Genomic DNA, 18,380 nt, shown 5'->3' with positions numbered 1-18,380 from the left:
CAGTACACGGGCGATCCTCCGCCTTGCGATGCTCCCCCGTGGCCTGAACGGCACGGGAGGTACCCCCTCCACCAGCCGCCCCGGGCTGATCCACGAAGATCGACCGGACAGGGCCTGGGGCCTCTCGTTTGGATCTTGCCGGGCCCCGCGAGCCGTTCGGTCGCCGGTTCGGGGCTGCTGGGGATGAGGAATCGCGGCACGGTCAGTCGGGCTCGCGGAGTCTCGCGATGGAGCTGATGAGCTCTGACTCGGCCTGGGCAAGGTCCGGCCACGGGAACTGGTAACCGTTGCGCAGCAGGACGAAGCCGTGCATGGCCGCCCACAATTGCGTCGCGGTGGACAGGACGTCTTTCACGCCGGAGGATCCGTCGGCGACGCAGAGTCGGACGCCGTCCATGAGATGGGCGAACGGCCCGGCGTCGGGGTCGCGGGTGTCCGGCTCGTCCGCGGCGGTGGGGCGGGGCTCCGCCCCGCGAAGGAGCCGGTTGCGTTGGAAGAGCAGTCCGTACAGATTCGGGTTGTCGACCCCGAACGCCATGTAGGCGCGGCAGCCGGCGATGAGCCGTTCCCGGGGCGCCTCGATTCCCTGTGTCGCATCCGTGATGAAGCGGCCCAGTTGGGCGAAGGTCTCGACGGTGACGGCCTGCACGATCTCGTCCGGGCCGGCGAAATGAAGGTAGATCGACTGCGGTGCGATGCCGATCCGCCGCGCCAGCCCGCGCAGGGTCACCGAGCTCGCGTAGCCGTCCTCGACGAGGATCTCTCGGGCCGCCGACACGATGTCGTCGCGTAGTGCCTGCCCCTCACCTCGGGCGTTGCGCCGTCTGCTCCCGGCAGCCTCTTTGCTCACGGACGTAACCTTACGCCGAGGCCGGCTCGGTGTGACGGCGCGTCAGCCGAGAGGGTCGGGGACCTCGTCGGCGGTGGCCGCAGCGCCCAGCAGGGCGGTGTCGTCACCGCGCAGCGGCTGACCGTGGCCGAAGCAGACGGTGTCGACGTCGATGTCGGCGAAGCGGCGGAAAGACTCACGGGCCAGTGCCCGGTCATGGTTGAACGGCCCGAGTACGACCTGGCCCTGGTGCTCGGTGGCGATGTCACCGGTGAACAGGACGGCCTCGTTCGGGAAGTGCAAGGCGATGCTGCCGTCGGTGTGGCCAGGAGTCGACAGGACGCGGGCGTCGATCTCGTCGAGGATCTCGTCGTCGTCGAGCTCGCGGTCGACCCGGGAAGGCGCGGCGTCGGGGATGGTGCCGGCGATGTGGGCGTAGAGCCCCTCCTCGGCGTGGGTGAGGGCGGGAAACGAGCCGTAGTTGTCCCCGCGGATGATCGGGGCGTCGCCGCGGTGCGCCCAGATGCGGACATTCGGCCAGGCGGCCAGCTCGGCGGCCGACCCGGCGTGGTCGGGATGCCAGTGCGTCAGTACGACGTGGGTCAGCGACTCCCGGTCCAGGCCCCAGCCACGCAACGCCTCGGTGATGACATCGCCTTGTCCGGCGATGCCGGTGTCGACCAGCACCGCGTCGGACCCGCGGCGCAGCAGGTATGCCTGCCCGGGCCCGTCGTCGAGCACCATGCGCAGGTCGGGACGCAGATCAACGATCTTCACATCGGTCTCCCCTGATTCAAACCGGATGGATTCACCCGCGGCGGCCGTGAGTCCCAACAACCTCACCTCACGACCTTCAACTCACGGATGTGATGTTATGGGCGTGATCTTGGCTTGGCAATATCTCGCCGATGCCGGTCCGCCGGCGGTCGGCCCTCGGAGCGTCAGGGCCCGGCAGGGCGGAATACCGCGAGCAGGGGCGCGGCTGACCGATCAGGAGTGAGATTCCCGTGACGGGCGTGACCGGCGATGTCGGCCGGCATGTTGTCGTTCGGCTTCTGGCCACGGGCATGTGGGCGCGAAGCACGTCGGCGCCTCGCCGCGTTGTCGGAACGTCGTCCCGGCCGGGGTCAGGGGCTGGTGAGGACCACGAGCCGCTGGGTCGCCCGGGTCATCGCGACATAGCGGTCGACCGTTCCCTCGATTCCGCTGCCGAACGCCTCCGGGTCCACGAGGACGACCAGGTCGAACTCAAGGCCCTTCGACAGCTCCGGGGTCAGCGACCGGACGCGGGACGTCGCCCGGAACGTGGGATCGCCGATGACGCAGGCGGTCCCGTCCCCGTGCGCGGCGAGCCAGGCGTCGAGGACCGCGTGCAGATCCGCGACGGATCCGTGCACGACGGGGACGCCGCCGCTGCGGATCGAGGTCGGCACATTGGCGTCGGGGAGCACGGTCCGGATGACCAGCTCGGCTTCCGCCATGACCTCTTCCGGCGTCCGGTAGTTGACGCTCAGGGAGGCCACGTCGATCCGGTCGAGCCCGATCCGTCCGAGCCGTTCCCGCCATGACTCCGTGAACCCGTGTCTGGCCTGGGCGCGGTCCCCGACGATGGTGAAGCTCCGGGACGGGCAGCGCAGCAGCAGCATCTGCCACTCCGCGTCGGTCAGCTCCTGCGCCTCGTCCACGACGATGTGCGCGAACGGGCCGGCGAGCAGGTCCGGCTCGGTGCCGGGCAGCGCGCTCTCGTCGATCAGGCTGTCCCGCAGGTCCTGTCCGTGCAGCATCCCCATCGCGCCCTCGCTCTCGTCGATCACGACGTTCTGCAGCAGGCTGTCGATGACATCGGCCCTGCGCTCGCGTTCGGCGGCGACGGAGGCCTTGTTCCGACGGGTACGTCGCGACGCCTCCGGGTCGCCGAGCCGCTGCCGCGCCGCGTCCAGGAGCGGCAGGTCGGACACCGTCCAGGCATGGGCGTCCTCGCGCTGAAGCCTCGACACGTCGTCGGGGCCGAGCCAGGGGGCGCACATCCGCAGGTAGGCGGGTACCGACCACAGGTCTCCCACGAGGTCGGCCGCTTCGAGCAGCGGCCACGCCCGGCCGAAGGCCGTGAGCAGCTCCCTGTTCCGGCGCAGCGACTTGCGGAGCAGCTCGGGCGGGACATCGCCCCCGTGCCTGTCGACCAGGATCGTGAGCAGTTCCTCCCAGACCTGATCGCGCGCGTCGTTGTGCGCGGTGCCGGGTTCCGCCGCTTCGAACGCCACGGCCCAGTCGTCGGCGCTCAGCCAGATGTCGGACCAGTGGGTCGTGACCGTCATCCCCGTGGCGGGCGGCTCCTCGTAGAACCTGACGGCCTTCTCGATCGCCTTCACCATGGGCGCGGACGACTTCAGGAGGGCCACCTCCGGGTCGGTCTCGATCCCCGCTGCGGCTCCCTCGGCGACGAGGTCCCGCAGGGTGCAGGTCTGCACGCCCTCCTCCCCGAGGCTGGGGAGGACATCGGCGACGTAGGCCAGATAGGGCTGGTGCGGACCGACGAACAGCACGCCGCCCCGACGGTGCCCGAGCCGGGGATCGGAGTAGAGGAGGTAGGCGGAGCGGTGCAGTGCGACGACGGTCTTGCCCGTACCCGGACCGCCGTCGACGACGAGAGCGCCCCGGGATCCGGCCCGGATGATGGCGTCCTGGTCGGCCTGGATGGTGGCGAGCACGTCTCGCATCCGGGGCGACCGGTTGGCGCCCAGGCCGGCGATGAAGGCGGACTGGTCGTCGAGCGCGGCGTGCCGTTCGAGCCCGTCGGCGGTGAACACCTCGTCCCAGTAGTCGCTGATCCGGCCGCGGGTCCAGCGGTACCTGCGGCGGCTGGTCAGACCCATCGGGTTGGCGTGGGTCGCGGCGAAGAACGGCTCGGCCGCGGGCGAGCGCCAGTCGAGCAACAGCCGGCGGCCCGTGCTGTCGGTGAGGCCGAGCCGTCCGACGTACACGGGCCCGGGGCTGTCCTCGCCGACGATGTGCCCGAGACACAGGTCCAGACCGAAGCGGCGCAGGGCGCGCAGACGGCCGGTCAGCCGGTGGATCTCCATGTCCCGCTCCATCGCCTCCCGGCCGATGCCGCCGGGCGCCCTGCGCTCGGCGTCGAGGCGGTCGGACAGTTCGGCGATCGTCTGACCAAGGCTCTCCGCGATGGCCGCGAAGTGCCGTTCGTCGTCGGCGATCAGGGCCGGGTCGGCCTTGGCGGAGAGGCGGTCGGGAAGGTCGAACGCGCTGGTGGTCAGGGGATTCATGACATCAGTTCCGATCCGAGGGGCTCGACGTCACCGCATGACCCGTGAACCGGCGACAACGACGACAGCGCATGCACTTCGTGGATCTCCCGTTTCCGCAGGTTCCGGCCTTGACCAGCGATTCTGCGGCACGGCCCGGGTCTTGCCGCAAGCCCCCCGGTGCGCTATACGTTGAGAGTGGCGGGGGGTGCGTGTTCCTCCCCGGCCCCGGGACCGCCGTCGCGCCCGGCACGGAGTCGCGTCCCCAGTCGCCCGCACCGGTCACCAGCGTCGCCCCGGGCTCCGGGCCGCCCGTCCTACGAACCCAGCTGCCGGTAGCGCCCCTTGAAATACATCAGCGGGCCGCCCTCGGCGCTCGGCAGCTCCGCCGTCAGCACCCGGCCGATGACCAGGGTGTGGTCGCCCGCCTCCACGCGCTGTTCCGTACGGCACTCCAGCGTCGCCAGTGAGCCGCCGATCAGCGGTGCGCCGCTCACCTCGCCGCGGCGGTACGGGATGTCCTCGAAGAGCAGCCGGTCGCTGATGCGGCCCTTCATCGCGAACCGGCCCGCGATGTGCCGCTGGCTCTCCGTCAGCAGGGAGGCCGCCCACAGCGGCTGTTCGGCGAGCAGATCGTCCATGCGGGAGCCGTTGCGGACGCCGACCAGGACCAGCGGCGGTTCCAGGGATACGGACATGAAGGCCGTCGCCGTCATGCCGGCGTCCTCGCCGCGCGGGCCCTCCGCGCTCATGGGCGGTTCGTGCGCGGTCACCAGCACCACGCCCGCGGCCAGGCGTGCCAGGGCGGCGCGGAACTCGTCGTTGCTCACCCCCTCAGCATGAGGGATGGCCTCGGTGTGACGGACGGACTCGGTCCGGGGGGCGGAGGTCGTCGGGGACTGGGACACGGGGGAACGCTAACTCCCGCCGCCGCCCGCCACATCGGGCGAGGGGACCAGGACCGGTCCTAGGACCGCCCGCCCGGGGGCCGGACGCCCAGGGAGCAGGGCCGCCCCGCGACCGCCCGCCAGGGGGCCGGACGCCCCGGTGGCGACGGCGTCGTAAGATCACGGAGGACGGCCCGTCGGCCCTGGGTTCCACGGGCCCCGCGGGCGCCTGTGGAAAGCCCCGCACGCCGTCCGGAATTTGCGTTCAGGAAAGCCCTGGAGCGCTCCCATCAGGCGCTCTTCCTCTTCTCGGATCATGTGACTTGAGTCACAGAGCGCAGTATTTGCTGACCCTGTGTACCGGGCGAACAGCTCGCTGTGATTCAGTGGCGATGAGAATGCACCATGAGAGCCGATGAGAATCCTGGAGTTGCTGTCGAGGTCTCGGGGAGAGCGAGCAATGGAGACCGAGTCGGAGCCGTATGTCCGTCTTGCGACCCTGCGGCAGTTGCACCAGGCCGTCGCCGAACTCAACACCGCCCGCAGCCTGGCGGACACCCTCCAGACCGTCGCGGACGGTGTCGTCAAAGGACTCGGCTACGAGCTGGCGTGCGTCAATGTCGTCCAGGCCGACGGTGATCTCGTCGTCGCGGCCTTCGCCGGCAGCGCGGCGGCCGAGTCGCTGATCACCGGCCGGGTCGGCTCCCGGGGCTCCTGGGAGCGCCGGCTCGCGATGGGCGAGGGCTGGGGCGACCTGCGGTTCATACCGCACACCGAGGGCTGGGTGCTGCTGGAGGACGACGTCCCCCAGTGGTACACCGACGGCCCCGACCCGCGCTTCGAGGACGAGTGGCATCCGCAGGACCGCCTCTACGCGCCGATGTACGCGTCGGGCGGCGGCTGCGAGCTGCTCGGTGTCATCTCCGTCGACCGGCCGCGCGGTGGCCGCCGTCCCGGGCCCTGGGGGCAGGAAGCCCTCCAGATGTACGCGTCCCAGGCCGCCATTGCGATCAGTAACGCTCGTCTGCGAGCAAACATGCAGCGCGCTCTCGTGCGGCTCGAACGTGAACAGCAGGCGCTGCGGGCCAGTGAGGAATCCTTCCGTCAGGCGTTCGAATACGCACCCAGCGGCATGGCCATCGCCGAGATGGGCGGCGACCAGCACGGCCGGCTGCTGCGGACCAATGACGCGCTCTGCCGGCTGCTGGGCCGCCCGGCCTCCGCGATGCGCCGCCACTCCTTCGCCGATCTGGTCCATCCCGAGGACATCGGGACACTGCTGCGCACCTCCGCCGAGGGCGGCCGGGCCGAGCTGCGGCTCGCCCGCCGCGACAACACCTATGTCTGGGTCTCGCTGCGCAACTCCGTGGTCGCGGACACCGCGGACGGCCCCCGGTTCCTGCTCACCCATGTCGAGGACATCGAGGAGCGCAAGAGCCGCGAGCTCCAGCTCGCCCACCGCGCCTCGCACGACTCGCTCACCGGCCTGCCCAACAGCGCGGAGCTGCGCTCCCGCCTCAGCGCCCGGCTCTGTTCGCGCCCGCACGCCCTGCGCGAGACGGCGGTCGAGGCACTGGACGCGGCGTACGGCGGGTACGAGGGCACGGTGCTGTACGAGCCCGGATACGACGGCTATGACGGATACGACGGTTACGAGGAGCACTCGGGCCGCCGGGGCGGCGCACGCGGCAGCGGCGGCCCGGCCGGCGCCTTCGACCACCATGTGCACATGATCGCGCCCAGCGACGACGGCGAGACCGACGACGGTACGAAGGGCCTCGCGGTGCTCTTCTGCGACCTCGACGGTTTCAAGTCCATCAACGACCGATTCGGCCACAACACCGGTGACGCGGTACTGATCGAGGTCGCGCACCGGCTGACCACGGGCGTACGGGACGGCGACACGGTCGCCCGGCTCGGAGGTGACGAGTTCGTCGTCCTCGCGGACGGGCTGGGGGCGGCGGACGCCGCGGATCTGGCCGTACGCCTGCGGAACGCGATCATTCCGCCGATCCGGGTCGACGGACGGGCGGTCCGGGTCGGCGCGAGCTTCGGCATCAGCTGGGCGGCCTGCGGGATGTCCGTGGAAGAGGTTCTGCAATCCGCCGACCAGCGGATGTATGTCGAGAAGCGGTCCCGCAAGACGGTCCACCGGCGGGCGGGATAGGCCCCTGTGCGTGGTGAGGGCGTGAGGGCCCGGGGGCCCTGGAGACGTCCGGTGAGCACCGGAGGCGTCCGGTACGTATGACCGGTACGTATGTACGTATGACGGAACAGGCCGGGATTCGGGACAGGGCTGGGACAGAGCCGCGACGCGTTGTTTACCGCGGGGGCCGCACAGTGGCAACGCACAGTCAAGGCCCGTCCATGGGCTTGCTCATTCGAGGTAGGCTCGGCCGGTCGGCGACGCTGGCGAGATGGTGAGGAGTGACCCAGGGATGACGGCCGGGAACAACGGCGCGAGCACGCCCGAGGACGACGATCCGTTCGGCTATCTGTACGAGGACGGACAGGCGCAGGGCGGCGGTCAGCGGCGCCAGGGCGGCTACGGCTACCCGGGTCCCGGTGCGCAGCCCGGGGTGCCCAGGACTTCGTACAACCAGGTCAGAACGGTCGGCGAGCGCCAGTACGGACAGCCGCAGGTCCCGCAGCAGCAGCCCGCCCACGGGCAGCCGCCGTACGGCCAGCAGGCCCCGTACGGCCAGGCGCCCTACGGTCAGCAGCCGAGCGCTCCGTACGCCGCGCCGGAGACCTATCCCGGCGCCGCCGCCACCCGTCAGGTGCCCGCCCAGCGCGGCGGCGGACGCGGCGGCCCCAACACCAGGGGCCTGCTGATCGGCGCGATCGCGGTGGTCGTGGTGGTCGTGATCGGTATCACAGCCGCGGTGCTCTCCAGCGGTGACGACAGCCAGGGCAACGAGGCGGCCCCGACCGGCGGCCCGTCGGTCTCCGCCTCCGAGCAGCCCGACGACAAGCCCAGCGACGGCGCGTCCGGTAAGCCCGCCGAGGGCATCCAGCTCCCCAAGCAGGACGCGGCGACCCTGAAGCTGGGGCCGCCCGCCGCACTGGCGACGGACATCAAGGGCGCCGAGGGCACGAACGGCTCGTACGTGGCGGGCTTCAACACCGTCGGTGCCTCCGTGACCTGGACCGCCGACATCGAGAAGGCCGGCGCGTACGCGCTGTCGGTGCGCTACGCCATCCCGGCCAAGGACGCGAACGCGACCCTGACCGTCAACGGCAAGGCGAACTCCAACCCGATCGGGTTGAAGAACTTCATCCATTCGAATGATCCGAACTGGGAGAAGAACTGGCAGACCACCTGGGCGCCGGTCGAGCTCCAGGCGGGCCAGAACACCATCAAGATCTCCTGCGAGCCGGGCAACCAGTGCGACGCCATCCTCGACTGGCTGGAAGTCACCCCGCCGAAGAACTGACCGGCCCCGCATCCCGGTCCTGGCCGCCCGGCCCCTGATCCGGGCCGACCGCACCCACCGGAGCGACCGGACCGACCACCCGTATGAACCCCGCCACCGTCCCGGCCATCGCCTCGCGTGCCGGGACGAGGTATTTCCTGGGGTCCACGGCCGACGGATGGGCCGTGAGGTACTCCCGTACGGCGCCGGTGAAGGCCGTGTTGAGGGCCGTACCGACATTGATCTTGACCATGCCGGCCGCGACCGCCCGGCGGATCTCCTCGTCGGGCACGCCGGAGGAGCCGTGCAGGACGAGCGGTACGGGCACGGCCGCGCGCAGGGCGCCGATCAGCGTGTGGTCCAGGGCCGCCGTGCGCCGGGTCATCGCATGGGAGGAGCCGACCGCGACCGCCAGCGCGTCCACCCCGGTCCCGGCGGTGTACGCCGCCGCCTCCGCCGGATCCGTACGGACACCGGGGGCATGCGCGCCGAGGGCCGCGCCGAGCGGCGGTTCGCCGTCCTTGCCGCCCACCGCGCCCAGCTCGGCCTCGATCCAGACGCCGTGGTCGTGGCCCAGCCGCACGGCGTCCGCGGTGGCCCTGAGGTTCTCCGCGTACGGCAGCTTCGAGGCGTCGAACATCACCGAGCTGAAACCGGCGTCGAGCGCGGCCCGCAGCAGCTCCGGCGACTCGACATGGTCGAGATGGAGCGAGAGCGGTACGGCGGCGGCGCGGGCGACGGCCGCGGTGGCGGCGGTGACAGGGCCCAGCCGGCCGCCGTGGAACCTCACCGCGTTCTCCGACAGCTGGAGGATCGCGGGAGCGCCGGCCCGCTCGGCGCCCTCGGCGATCGCCTCCGCGTGCTCCAGCGTGATCACGTTGAAGGCGGCGATCCCGTGGCCACGGGACGCGGCGGCGGTGACGAGTTCACCCGTGGTGACGAGTGGCATGTGCTCCCCAGTCTCTGTCCCGGGCCCGTGGCCCGGAGTTCTCTGCCCGCAGATGTCCGGCGGACAGTGCGGCGGAGGGTGCCGGACGGAAGGCGTCCGCCGGACGCTCCCGGCGCATGGCTGTCCGCCCGGGGCTCCCCCTACGCGGGCGGGTGTTCCTTCACGGTGACGCGCGGCAGGAGGTCCGCGTACGCCTCGGCGTCGAACTCGCCCGCCGCCGGGGCCAGTACGGTCGCCGTGGCGAGGGCCACCGCGCGGCTCAGCCGGGCCGGCCACGGGAGGCGCTCGACCAGGCCCGAGAGCAGTCCGGCCACGGCGGAGTCGCCCGCGCCCGTCGGATTGCCCTTCACCGCGGCGGGCGGGACCGCCTGCCAGACACCGTCGGCGGTGGCCGCGAGTATGCCGTCGGGGCCGAGCGAGGCGATGACCGCGTGGGCGCCGCGGCGGCGGGCGTCCTGGGCGGCGCGCAGCGGCTCGCGGGAGCCGGTGAGCCCGGCGAGTTCCTCGGCGTTCGGCTTGAGCAGGTCGGGGCGGGCGGCGACGCCCCGGCGCAGCGGTTCGCCGCTGGTGTCGAGGAGCACGGGCACGTGCGCGCCATGGGCGCGGCGGATCAGCTCGGCGTACGCGCCCACATGGATGCCCGGGGGCAGGCTGCCGCAGAGGGCGACGGCGTCGGCGCCGGTGAGCAGCCGCTCGTACGCGCTGAGGAAGGCGTTCCACTCGGCGGCCGAGACGGTCGGTCCCGGCTCGTTGAGCTGAGTGGTGCCGCCGCTGGTCCCGTCGACCACGGCGATGGTGCGGCGCGTGGATCCGGCGATCGGTACGAGCGCGTCCACGGGCCGGGTGACGCGGTGGGCCGGGCCGGCGCCCGGCCGGTGGCCCGTACCGGCGCCTCGTCGGTGGTGTCCGGAACGGCTGCCGCCGGGCCGGTGGGCCGGGCCGCCGCCGTCCTTGCCGTCCCGGCTGTCCCTGATCTCTCTGCCGTCCCTGCCGTCCCTGCCGCCCGGGGCGCCGGGACCGACGCCGTGCCCGGCGACGTGTCCCTGACCGGCCGCCCGGGGTCTCGGCGTATCGCGTCCCGGACGGCTCCTCGGCCCGCCGTGTCCCCCATGGGCGCCGTGGGCCGGACCGGCGCCCGTATCCGTGAAGAGCGCCGGATTCGCCAGCAGTTCGCGCAGGACATCGCCCGTACGGCCGCCCGCGAAGCCCGTGACCACCGTCTCGTGGCCCAGCGCCGCCAGCACCCGCGCGACATTGAGGCCCTTGCCGCCAGGGCGTTCGATGACCTCGCCGACGTGGTGCGTGGTGTGCGGGACGAGCGCGGAAGTGCGGTACGTGATGTCCAGCGCGGTGTTCAGCGTCACCGTCAGGATCACCGTCACTCCCGGGGGAGACGAGCGCGGTATGCGAACGCGCGGCCGATTATCGGGGCGATCATGTCAAAAAGAAAGCGGTTGGCCCAGCCCCCGGGCCGACCGCTTTCCACGAACTCGTATCCGCTCGTCCATCCGCCGGCAAGGGCTTGCCGCCGATGCCGGGGCCAGGGGCCGATGCCGGCGTCGGAAACCGATGACGGCGCCAGGACCGGCCCCTGTCCCGCGGATCGCGCCGGGATCAGCCCAGCTCGGGGCCGACCACCCAATCGCCCTTGTACAGAACGCCCTTGACCGAGAAGTCCGCGTCCAGGACCACCAGGTCCGCGTCCTTGCCGGGCTCCAGCGAGCCGACCCGGTCGTCCACGCCCAGCAGCTTCGCCGGATTGGCCGACACGGCCTGGACGATCTCCTCGACCGGCAGCCGGTCCACGGTCGCGGCCCGCTTGAACGCCGTGTCCAGCGTCAGCGTGGAGCCCGCGATCGAGCCGCCCTCCACCAGCCGCGCCACACCGTCCCTGACCTCCACGGCGAGCGGGCCGAGCTGGTAGAGCCCGTCGCCGAAGCCCGCCGCGTCCATCGCGTCCGTGATGAAGGCGACCCGGCCGCCGCCCGCGCGGTGGAAGGCCAGCTCCAGGGCCGCCGGATGCAGATGCGTACCGTCGTTGATCAGCTCGACGGTGACGCGCTCGTCCTCCAGCAGCGCGGCGATCGGTCCCGGCGTCCGGTGCCCGAGCGGCGGCATCGCGTTGAAGAGGTGCGTGGCGACGGTCGCGCCCGCGTCGATGGCCTCGACGGTCTGGTCGTACGTGGCGTCCGTGTGCCCGATCGCGGCGATCACGCCGTGCTCGGCCAGCAGCCGCACGGAGTCGATACCGCCGGGGAGTTCGGTGGCCAGCGTCACCATCCGCGCCGTGCCGCGCGCCGCGTCGAGCAGTTTGCGCACCTCGGCCGGGTTGGGGTCGCGCAGCAGTGCCTCGCTGTGCGCGCCCTTGCGGCAGGGGGAGATGAACGGGCCCTCGAAGTGGATGCCCGCCAGATCGCCCTGCTCGACCAGTTCGGAGAGGACGCTCGCGCGCTGGGCGAGGAAGTCCATCTCACCGGTGACGGTGGAGGCGACGAGTGTGGTGGTGCCGTGTTCGCGGTGCGTACGGATGCCCGTCAGGACGTCGTCCACGGAGCCCGAGGTGAAGGAGGCCCCTCCGCCGCCGTGGTTGTGCATGTCCACGAAGCCGGGGACCAGCCAGTGTCCCGACAGATCGAGGACGGCGGCGTCGTCCGGTGCGGCGCCCGCGATCCGGCGGCCCTCGACGATCACCCGCCCGCCCTCCACGGTCCCGGTGGGCAGCACCACCCGGGCGCCGGTGAGAACGGTGCTTTCGGCGCGTGCGGCCATCAGGCGCTTACCTCCGGGGCGAGTGGGTCGGTGGGGGGATGGGTGACGGTGGCGCCGGATCCGGTCGTGGGCGGCGCTTCGGTCGCGGGTGACGCGTCGGACGGTGCCGCGGTGGCGGACGGTCCGGTGGCGGTGGGCGGTACGGCGGCGGTGGCGGACGGTACGGCGGTCGCGGACGGGGCCGCGGCGGTGAGCGGTACGGCGGTGGCGGACGGTCCGTCGGCGGAACCGGCCGCGCCCGGCCCGTCGTCCGGAGTCACCAGGTCCCAGGCCAGCAGTCCCGCGCCCAGGCATCCGGCGGTGTCCCCGAGGGCGGCCGGCACGATCTCGGGCAGCTTCTGGAACGTCACGCGCCTCTCGACCGCCGTCCGCAGCGGTGTGAACAATGTTTCCCCCGCCTCGGCGAGACCGCCACCGATGATCAGCGTCCGGGGGTCGAGCAGCGTCAGCGCGGTGACCAGCCCGGCGGCGAGCGCGTCGACCGCGTCCAGCCAGACCCGTACGGCCTCGGGATCGCCCGACTCCACGGCCTTCGCGCAGTCGGCCGCGTCCGCCTCCGGGTCGCCGCTCGCCGCCGCCCACGCGCGGCTCACCGCCGCCGCCGAGGCGAGGGTCTCCAGACAGCCGCGCTGTCCGCAGCCGCACGCGGGTCCGTCGGGACGGACCACGACATGGCCGATCTCGCCCGCGTAACCGTGCGCGCCCGCCTCGATCGTCCCGCCGATGCCGATGGCCCCGGCGATCCCGGTGCCCAGCGGTATGAACATGAACCGGTCCGCGCCCCGGCCGGCGCCGAGCCGCCCCTCGGCGAGACCGCCGGTACGTACGTCGTGCCCGAGCGCGACCGGTACGCCGCCGAGCCGCTCGGCGAGCAGCGCGCGCATCGGTACGTCACGCCAGCCGAGGTTCGCGGCGTACACCGCGACACCGCGCTCGGCGTCGACGATCCCGGGGACGGCGACGCCCGCGGCGACGGCGCTCCCGCCGAAGTGCTCGGCGCCGTACGCGCGCAGCTCGGCGGCGAAGCCGAGGATGGACTCCACGACGGCGTCGGGGCCGCGCTCCCTGCCGGTCGCCCGCCGCACTTCGTGCAGCAGCGCGCCGTCCGCCCCGACCAGGGCGGCTTTCATGCCGGTGCCGCCCACATCCAGGGCGATGACGTGTCTCACAGGGACAGTCTCGCCCGTAGACCCATGAAAGGTCTAGTCCACTGTCCTGGATTGTTGCGCGTCCATACAAACGGCGTGGCTCATGAGCCCTTGGGGCAGACGTTGCCGAAGCGAAACCGGCGTTCCGTGGACCGTAAACCTCCGGATAGTGGAAAATCACAGATTCATACCGGGGCTTCGGCGCAACGGAAGAACGAACACCGACGCGAACATCGACGCGACCACTCACGCGAACACCGAAGTACGCGAACACTGAAGAACAGAGGCGGAACAGAGCTGTGCAGCAGCGCTTTCTGGGAGCGACGGCGGCCGTGGCCGCACTAGGCATGACAATGGCGCTGGCCGGCTGTGGCAGCACGGCGGGTTCTGGGGACGTCACCCTCAGACTTGTCGCCGCCGACTACGGCAATGGATCGGCGGACAGGTCCGACAAATACTGGGCCGAGCTCGCCAGGAATTTCGAGTCCGAGCACCCGGGCATCAAGATCGATGTCGATGTCCGCTCGTGGAAGACGGTCGACCAGGACGTCGCGGACATGGTGAAGCAGGGGCGGGCCCCCGACCTGGCGCAGATCGGCTCCTACTCCGACTACGCCAAACAGGACGAGCTCTACACCGCGGACGAGGTCCTCTCCGTACCCACGCAGGCGAACTTCCTGTCCCAGCTCGCCGACGCGGGCAAGGTCAACCGCATCCAGTACGGGCTGCCCTTCATAGCCTCCGCCCGGCTGCTCTTCTACAACAAGAAACTCTTCGAGCGGTCCGGACTGAGCGCGCCCAGGAGCTGGAGCGACATCGAGTCCGACGCCCAGGCGCTCAAGGCGGCGGGCGTGACGACTCCGATCGCGCTTCCGCTGGGCTCCGAGGAGGCGCAGGGCGAGACGATGATGTGGCTGCTGGCCGGCGGTGGCGGCTATCTCAACAACGCCGACGGGTCGTACGACATCGACTCGGACCCGAACATCAAGACCTTCGACTGGCTCAAGAAGAACCTCGTCGGCGCGGGGCTGACCGGTCCGATCGCTCCGGCGAAGCTCGACCGGACCACCGCCTTCAAGGCGTTCACCAGCGGCCAGGTCGGCATGCTCAACGGCCATCCGACGCTGCTGCTCGACGCGCGGAAGGCGGGGATCGACGTCGGGATGCTGCCGCTGCCCGGCTTCGACGGCAAGCCCAAGCCGTCGATGGGCGTGGCCGACTGGATGATGGCCTTCAAGCAGAACGGCCACGCCAAGGAGATCGGCGCGTTCCTGGACTACGTGTACGAGGACAAGAACGTCCTCGACTTCGTCGGCCAGTACGACCTGCTGCCGGTCACCTACAGCGCGAACGAGGCGATGGCGGCGGACTCGGCGTACAAGGAACTGAGCACCTTCCAGGAGGTGCTGCCCACCGCCGAGCTGTATCCGTCGGGGAAGAGGTCCTGGGGAGGCGTGAGCCAGGACATCAAGGACAGCATCGGCAAGGCGGTCGAGCCGGGCGGGAACCCGGGGGTCGTCCTCGGACGGATCGCCCGGGACGCGGCGGCGGCGGAGGTCTCCGAGTAGCGTGGCGGTGAGATGACCACGCCCACGCCTGAGCCCGCCGAGCCGGCCGGACCGGCCGAGGCCGATCCGGCCGAGGCCGGTGAGCCCGCCGAGCCGGCCGAGCCTGTCGAACCGGCCGGGTCGGCCGAGCCTGTCGAACCGGCCGAGCCCGGTGGTTCCCACGAGGTACGCGGTCCCGCCGGGCTGTCCGAGCGGGACCGCGCCGTTCTCGCCCTCGAACGGCGCGGCTGGCCGGGGCCCGGCGCCAAGGAGCGGGCGATCAGGGAGCGGCTCGGTATCTCACCGACCCGCTACTACCAGCTGCTGGGCGCGCTGCTGGACGATCCGCGCGCGGCGGAGCACGATCCGGTGACGGTGAACAGACTGCGCCGGATCAGAGCGGCGAAACGGGAGCGCCGCGAGGGCTGAGCCGCGTCCCCGGGGCCTCGGGGCACCGGCGGCGGGCCGCCCGGCGTCGCCCGGCGTCCGGGCGCGGAGCCCGTCGCGGGCCGTCCGGCGTTCTCGTTTCCGTCCGCCGGGGCCGTGCGCGCCGATAGGGTCGACGGCATGGGCAGCAACCCGTACCCCGTCCCCCTGCCGGAACCGGCCACTCCCGCCGGCGCCGACGGCCTGGCCGCGCTTCTGGCCCGGCCCGGTGAAGCCGTCGTGGCCCTCGACTTCGACGGCACGCTCGCCGAGATCGTGCCCGACCCGGAACAGGCCCGCGCCCATCCGCGCGCCGTTCCCGCCCTGGCCGCCCTCGCGCCGCACGTCGCGTCCGTCGCGGTGGTCACCGGCCGGCCGGCCGGGGTCGCGGTCCGGTACGGCGGCTTCGCCGGAGTGCCGGGCCTGGAGCGTCTGGTGGTCCTCGGCCACTACGGCGCCGAGCGCTGGGACGCCGTCAGCGGCACCGTCCGTACGCCCGCCCCGCACGCGGGTGTCGCCGCCGTCCGCGCCGAACTCCCCGGATTCCTGGAGCGGTTCGACGCCTGGCGCGGCACCTGGACAGAGGAGAAGGGGCAGGCGGTCGCGGTCCACACCCGTCGCGCCACCGATCCCCGGGCCGCCTTCGAGGCCCTGCGCGAGCCGCTGGGCGAACTGGCCGCCCGTCACGGACTGATCGTGGAACCGGGCCGTATGGTCCTGGAACTGCGCCCGCCCGGCATGGACAAGGGCGTGGCGCTGCTGGAGTACGTCCGGGAGGTCGGCGCCGGGACCGTCCTGTACGCGGGCGACGACCTGGGCGACCTCCCGGCCTTCGCGGCGGTCGAGAAGCTCCGCTCCGACGGCCACCCGGGCCTGCTGGTGTGCAGCGGCTCGGAAGTCCCCGAACTCGCCGAACGCTCCGACCTCCGACTCCCGGGCCCGGCCGCACTGGCCGACTTCCTGGCGGCGCTGGCCCAATCCATGGACTGACGCCGCCCGCCGCCCCCGCCGTTCCGGCCCGTACCCGGCGTACCCGCCCGGACCTCAGGTCCCGGCCCCGGGCTCAGATCGCGCGCAGGGCGGTGAGCTGGTCCAGGAACCACTGCTGCGGAGGCAGGGCCGTGGCCGCCGCGGTCAGGCGTTCGGCGCGTTCGGCGCGTTCGGCCGGGGGCATGGTCAGCGCCTCGTGGAGGGCCTTCGCCGTGGCGGTGATGTCGTACGGGTTCACCGGCAGCGCGTCCTCGCCCATCTCCTCGTACGCTCCCGCCTCCCGCGAGAGCACCAGCGCGCAGCCGCGCTCGGAGATGACGGGGATCTCCTTCGCGACCAGGTTCATACCGTCGCGGATCGGATTGACCAGGGCCACGTCCGCCAGCCGGTAGGCGGCCAGGGAGCGGGCGAAGTCGTCCCGGACGTGCAGGACGACCGGGGACCAGTCCTCCGTGCCGAACTCCGTGTTGATCTCGTCGGCGACCCGGCCGACCTCGGCGGTGTAGTCGCGGTAGACCGCGAGGTCCTGCCGGGACGGGTAGGCGAAGGCGACATGCACGACGCGCTCGCGCCACTCCGGGTGGTCCACCAGGAGCTGCCGGTAGGAGAGCAGACCGCGGACGATGTTCTTGGACAGTTCCGTACGGTCCACGCGGACGATGGTCTTCCGGGGCTCGCCCGGGCCGCCGGCCGCGCTCCCCGGACCCGGCGAACGGCCGATCTGCTCCCGCAGGGTGACGATCCGTTCGTCCACGTCCGGCCGGTGCGCGCGCTCGCGCAGGAAGCCGGCGTCCGTGCCCAGACCGTGCACACCGATCCCGGTGTTGCCCGTCCCGCCCAGCAGCTCCGTACAGCAGGCCGTGAAGGCGTCCGCCCACCGGCGGGTCAGAAAGGCCGCCCGGTCCGCGCCGAGGATGCCCCGCAGCAGCCGGCGGCCGATGTCGTCGGGCAGCAGCCGGTAGTAGTCCACCGGCGCCCACGGCGTGTGCGAGAAGTGGCCGATCCGCAGATCGGGCCGGAGCGCCCGCAGCATCCCGGGCACCAGCGCCAGGTGGTAGTCCTGCACCAGCACCGCCGCGCCCTCCGCGGCCTCGTCCGCCAGCGCCTGCGCGAACGCGTGGTTGTACGTCTCGTACGACGCCCACCGCGCGCGGAACTCCGGGCCGAAGGCCGGCTCCAGCGGAGTCTGGTAGAGCAGGTGGTGGACGAACCAGAGCGTGGAGTTGGCGATGCCGTTGTACGCGTCCTCGTACACCTCCGGCGCGATCCCCAGCATCCGTACGCGCTGCCCGCCCGTGTCCGCCGGGTCGAGCAGGCCGCCCGTACGCCGTACCGCCTCGCGGTCGCCGTCCCCGAGCGCCGCGCACACCCAGATCGCGTCCGCGTCCGGGCCGATGGCCGACAGACCGGACACCAGCCCGCCGCCGCCCCGCTTCGGCACCGTCGTGCCGTCGTCGCGCACGCTGTACGAGACGGGGCCGCGGTTGGACGCGACGAGGACCTGGGCCCGGGAGGACGGCTCGGTAACCATGTGCGCAAACCTAGCCCGTCGCGTAAACGCTCAAACGTACGGACGGTGTGGGGTCTGCGCCCGGACACGCCTCACCGGGTAGGTGCGGCGGCCGTCAGCGGCGGCCACGGGTCGCGGCCAGCGCCACCGCGCCCGCTCCGGTCAGGGCGAGCGCCACACCTCCCAGCAGCCACAGCCGTTCCGCGGCTCCCCCGGTGTCGGCGAGCTGCCCGTTCAGCGATTCGTGGAGCGGCTCGTGCGGAGGCTGATGGGAGAGCTCGCGGAGCGGCTCGTGGACCGGCGCGCGCAGCGGCGCGGGGCCCTGGGGTGCGTGCGCCATGGCCGACGCCTGTCCGGGCGCCAGCAGCACCAGCGTTCCGGCCAGCACCCCGAAGAATCGGCGGATAATCAGATGTTTTGCCCTCATAAGGGCGCAATGTAGGCAATCGGTGAAGAGATCCGCGGTTACGCCGCGCGTCCGGACGTGTACTCCGCGATCTCGCGTATCGGCGGCCGTTCCTCCGTGTCCACGGAGTACGTGCGCGGTACGAAGCCGTTCTCGCCGCGGTCGAACTGCGTCAGCTCCGGCCGTACCAAGTGCGCCCGGGACAGGCGCAGTTGAGCCGTACGGTAGATGGCCGCGGCCATC

14 protein-coding genes and 3 pseudogenes are annotated in these 18,380 nt (G+C 72.1%); 5 read left to right on the top strand and 12 right to left on the bottom strand.

Annotation, left to right across the window (positions count from 1 at the left end; genetic code table 11):
- Nucleotides 1-202 precede the first annotated feature (202 nt).
- The 4 genes from BFF77_RS02040 to BFF77_RS02025 all read right to left on the bottom strand — a co-directional run bounded on the left by BFF77_RS02040 (nucleotide 203) and on the right by BFF77_RS02025 (nucleotide 4,919).
- The gene (locus BFF77_RS02040) at nucleotides 203-850 is read right to left on the bottom strand and encodes a TetR/AcrR family transcriptional regulator (protein WP_079124738.1); all 648 of its coding nucleotides are present in this window, start codon (nucleotides 848-850) and stop codon (nucleotides 203-205) included.
- A gap of 42 nt (nucleotides 851-892) precedes the next feature.
- Nucleotides 893-1,606 carry an MBL fold metallo-hydrolase gene (locus BFF77_RS02035; RefSeq protein ID WP_066943157.1) on the bottom strand — a complete coding sequence of 238 codons (714 nt, stop codon included), beginning with the start codon at nucleotides 1,604-1,606 and terminating at the stop codon, nucleotides 893-895.
- A gap of 350 nt (nucleotides 1,607-1,956) precedes the next feature.
- Entirely contained in the window at nucleotides 1,957-4,110 is a 2,154-nt protein-coding gene (gene helR / locus BFF77_RS02030) for an RNA polymerase recycling motor ATPase HelR (RefSeq protein ID WP_066943155.1), read from the bottom strand.
- A gap of 296 nt (nucleotides 4,111-4,406) precedes the next feature.
- A complete protein-coding gene (locus tag BFF77_RS02025) occupies nucleotides 4,407-4,919 on the bottom strand; it encodes a flavin reductase (RefSeq protein ID WP_066943153.1) in 513 nt (170 codons plus the stop codon).
- A gap of 517 nt (nucleotides 4,920-5,436) precedes the next feature.
- Here BFF77_RS02025 and cdgB point away from each other — a divergent pair.
- Both cdgB and BFF77_RS02015 read left to right on the top strand, forming a co-directional pair.
- Complete coding sequence (gene cdgB / locus BFF77_RS02020; protein ID WP_066943152.1) at nucleotides 5,437-7,143, top strand: diguanylate cyclase CdgB; 1,707 nt, start codon at nucleotides 5,437-5,439, stop codon at nucleotides 7,141-7,143.
- Between the two features lie 271 nt (nucleotides 7,144-7,414).
- A complete protein-coding gene (locus tag BFF77_RS02015) occupies nucleotides 7,415-8,413 on the top strand; it encodes a CBM35 domain-containing protein (protein ID WP_066943149.1) in 999 nt (332 codons plus the stop codon).
- Here the strand turns inward: BFF77_RS02015 and BFF77_RS02010 are convergent.
- From BFF77_RS02010 to BFF77_RS01995, 5 genes and pseudogenes are all read right to left on the bottom strand, one after another.
- Nucleotides 8,394-9,341 (bottom strand): class II fructose-bisphosphate aldolase, encoded by a 948-nt coding sequence (locus tag BFF77_RS02010; RefSeq protein WP_079124737.1) that lies wholly within the window; start codon nucleotides 9,339-9,341, stop codon nucleotides 8,394-8,396. The two genes, BFF77_RS02015 and BFF77_RS02010, sit on opposite strands and share 20 nt — an antisense overlap.
- A 140-nt stretch (nucleotides 9,342-9,481) precedes the next feature.
- Nucleotides 9,482-10,315 (bottom strand): 1-phosphofructokinase family hexose kinase, encoded by an 834-nt coding sequence (locus tag BFF77_RS34130; protein ID WP_425424328.1) that lies wholly within the window; start codon nucleotides 10,313-10,315, stop codon nucleotides 9,482-9,484.
- Nucleotides 10,316-10,501: 186 nt separating this feature from the next.
- Nucleotides 10,502-10,717 (bottom strand): annotated as a pseudogene (locus BFF77_RS34125) (PfkB family carbohydrate kinase); the annotation flags it as partial.
- A gap of 238 nt (nucleotides 10,718-10,955) precedes the next feature.
- On the bottom strand, nucleotides 10,956-12,110 hold the full coding sequence (gene nagA / locus BFF77_RS02000; RefSeq protein WP_066943147.1) for an N-acetylglucosamine-6-phosphate deacetylase: 1,155 nt from the start codon (nucleotides 12,108-12,110) through the stop codon (nucleotides 10,956-10,958).
- A 248-nt stretch (nucleotides 12,111-12,358) separates the two neighbouring features.
- Nucleotides 12,359-13,279, bottom strand: a pseudogene (locus BFF77_RS01995) (ROK family protein); the annotation flags it as partial.
- Between the two features lie 326 nt (nucleotides 13,280-13,605).
- On the opposite strand from BFF77_RS01995, the gene BFF77_RS01990 reads away from it, so the two are divergent.
- The 3 genes from BFF77_RS01990 (at nucleotide 13,606) to otsB (ending at nucleotide 16,221) form a co-directional block, all read left to right on the top strand.
- Nucleotides 13,606-14,826 carry an extracellular solute-binding protein gene (locus BFF77_RS01990; protein ID WP_066943145.1) on the top strand — a complete coding sequence of 407 codons (1,221 nt, stop codon included), beginning with the start codon at nucleotides 13,606-13,608 and terminating at the stop codon, nucleotides 14,824-14,826.
- Between the two features lie 12 nt (nucleotides 14,827-14,838).
- Nucleotides 14,839-15,234 (top strand): DUF3263 domain-containing protein, encoded by a 396-nt coding sequence (locus BFF77_RS38035; RefSeq protein ID WP_079124735.1) that lies wholly within the window; start codon nucleotides 14,839-14,841, stop codon nucleotides 15,232-15,234.
- A gap of 138 nt (nucleotides 15,235-15,372) precedes the next feature.
- Nucleotides 15,373-16,221, top strand: coding sequence for a trehalose-phosphatase (gene otsB, locus BFF77_RS01980; protein ID WP_066943143.1), 849 nt, complete (start codon nucleotides 15,373-15,375; stop codon nucleotides 16,219-16,221).
- 73 nt (nucleotides 16,222-16,294) lie between these two features.
- Here the strand turns inward: otsB and BFF77_RS01975 are convergent, their stop codons facing one another.
- The 3 genes and pseudogenes from BFF77_RS01975 to BFF77_RS01965 form a co-directional block, all read right to left on the bottom strand.
- Complete coding sequence (locus tag BFF77_RS01975) at nucleotides 16,295-17,752, bottom strand: alpha,alpha-trehalose-phosphate synthase (UDP-forming) (protein WP_066943141.1); 1,458 nt, start codon at nucleotides 17,750-17,752, stop codon at nucleotides 16,295-16,297.
- A 94-nt stretch (nucleotides 17,753-17,846) separates the two neighbouring features.
- Nucleotides 17,847-18,158, bottom strand: coding sequence for a hypothetical protein (locus tag BFF77_RS01970; RefSeq protein WP_141698333.1), 312 nt, complete (start codon nucleotides 18,156-18,158; stop codon nucleotides 17,847-17,849).
- 38 nt (nucleotides 18,159-18,196) lie between these two features.
- Nucleotides 18,197-18,380, bottom strand: a pseudogene (locus BFF77_RS01965) (glucosyl-3-phosphoglycerate synthase); the annotation flags it as partial.

The organism is Streptomyces lushanensis, from assembly GCF_001700515.1.
Lineage (GTDB): Bacteria > Actinomycetota > Actinomycetes > Streptomycetales > Streptomycetaceae > Streptomyces > Streptomyces lushanensis.
Note: the sequence above shows the minus strand (reverse complement) of the source record. Positions and strands in the feature narration are given on the sequence as shown.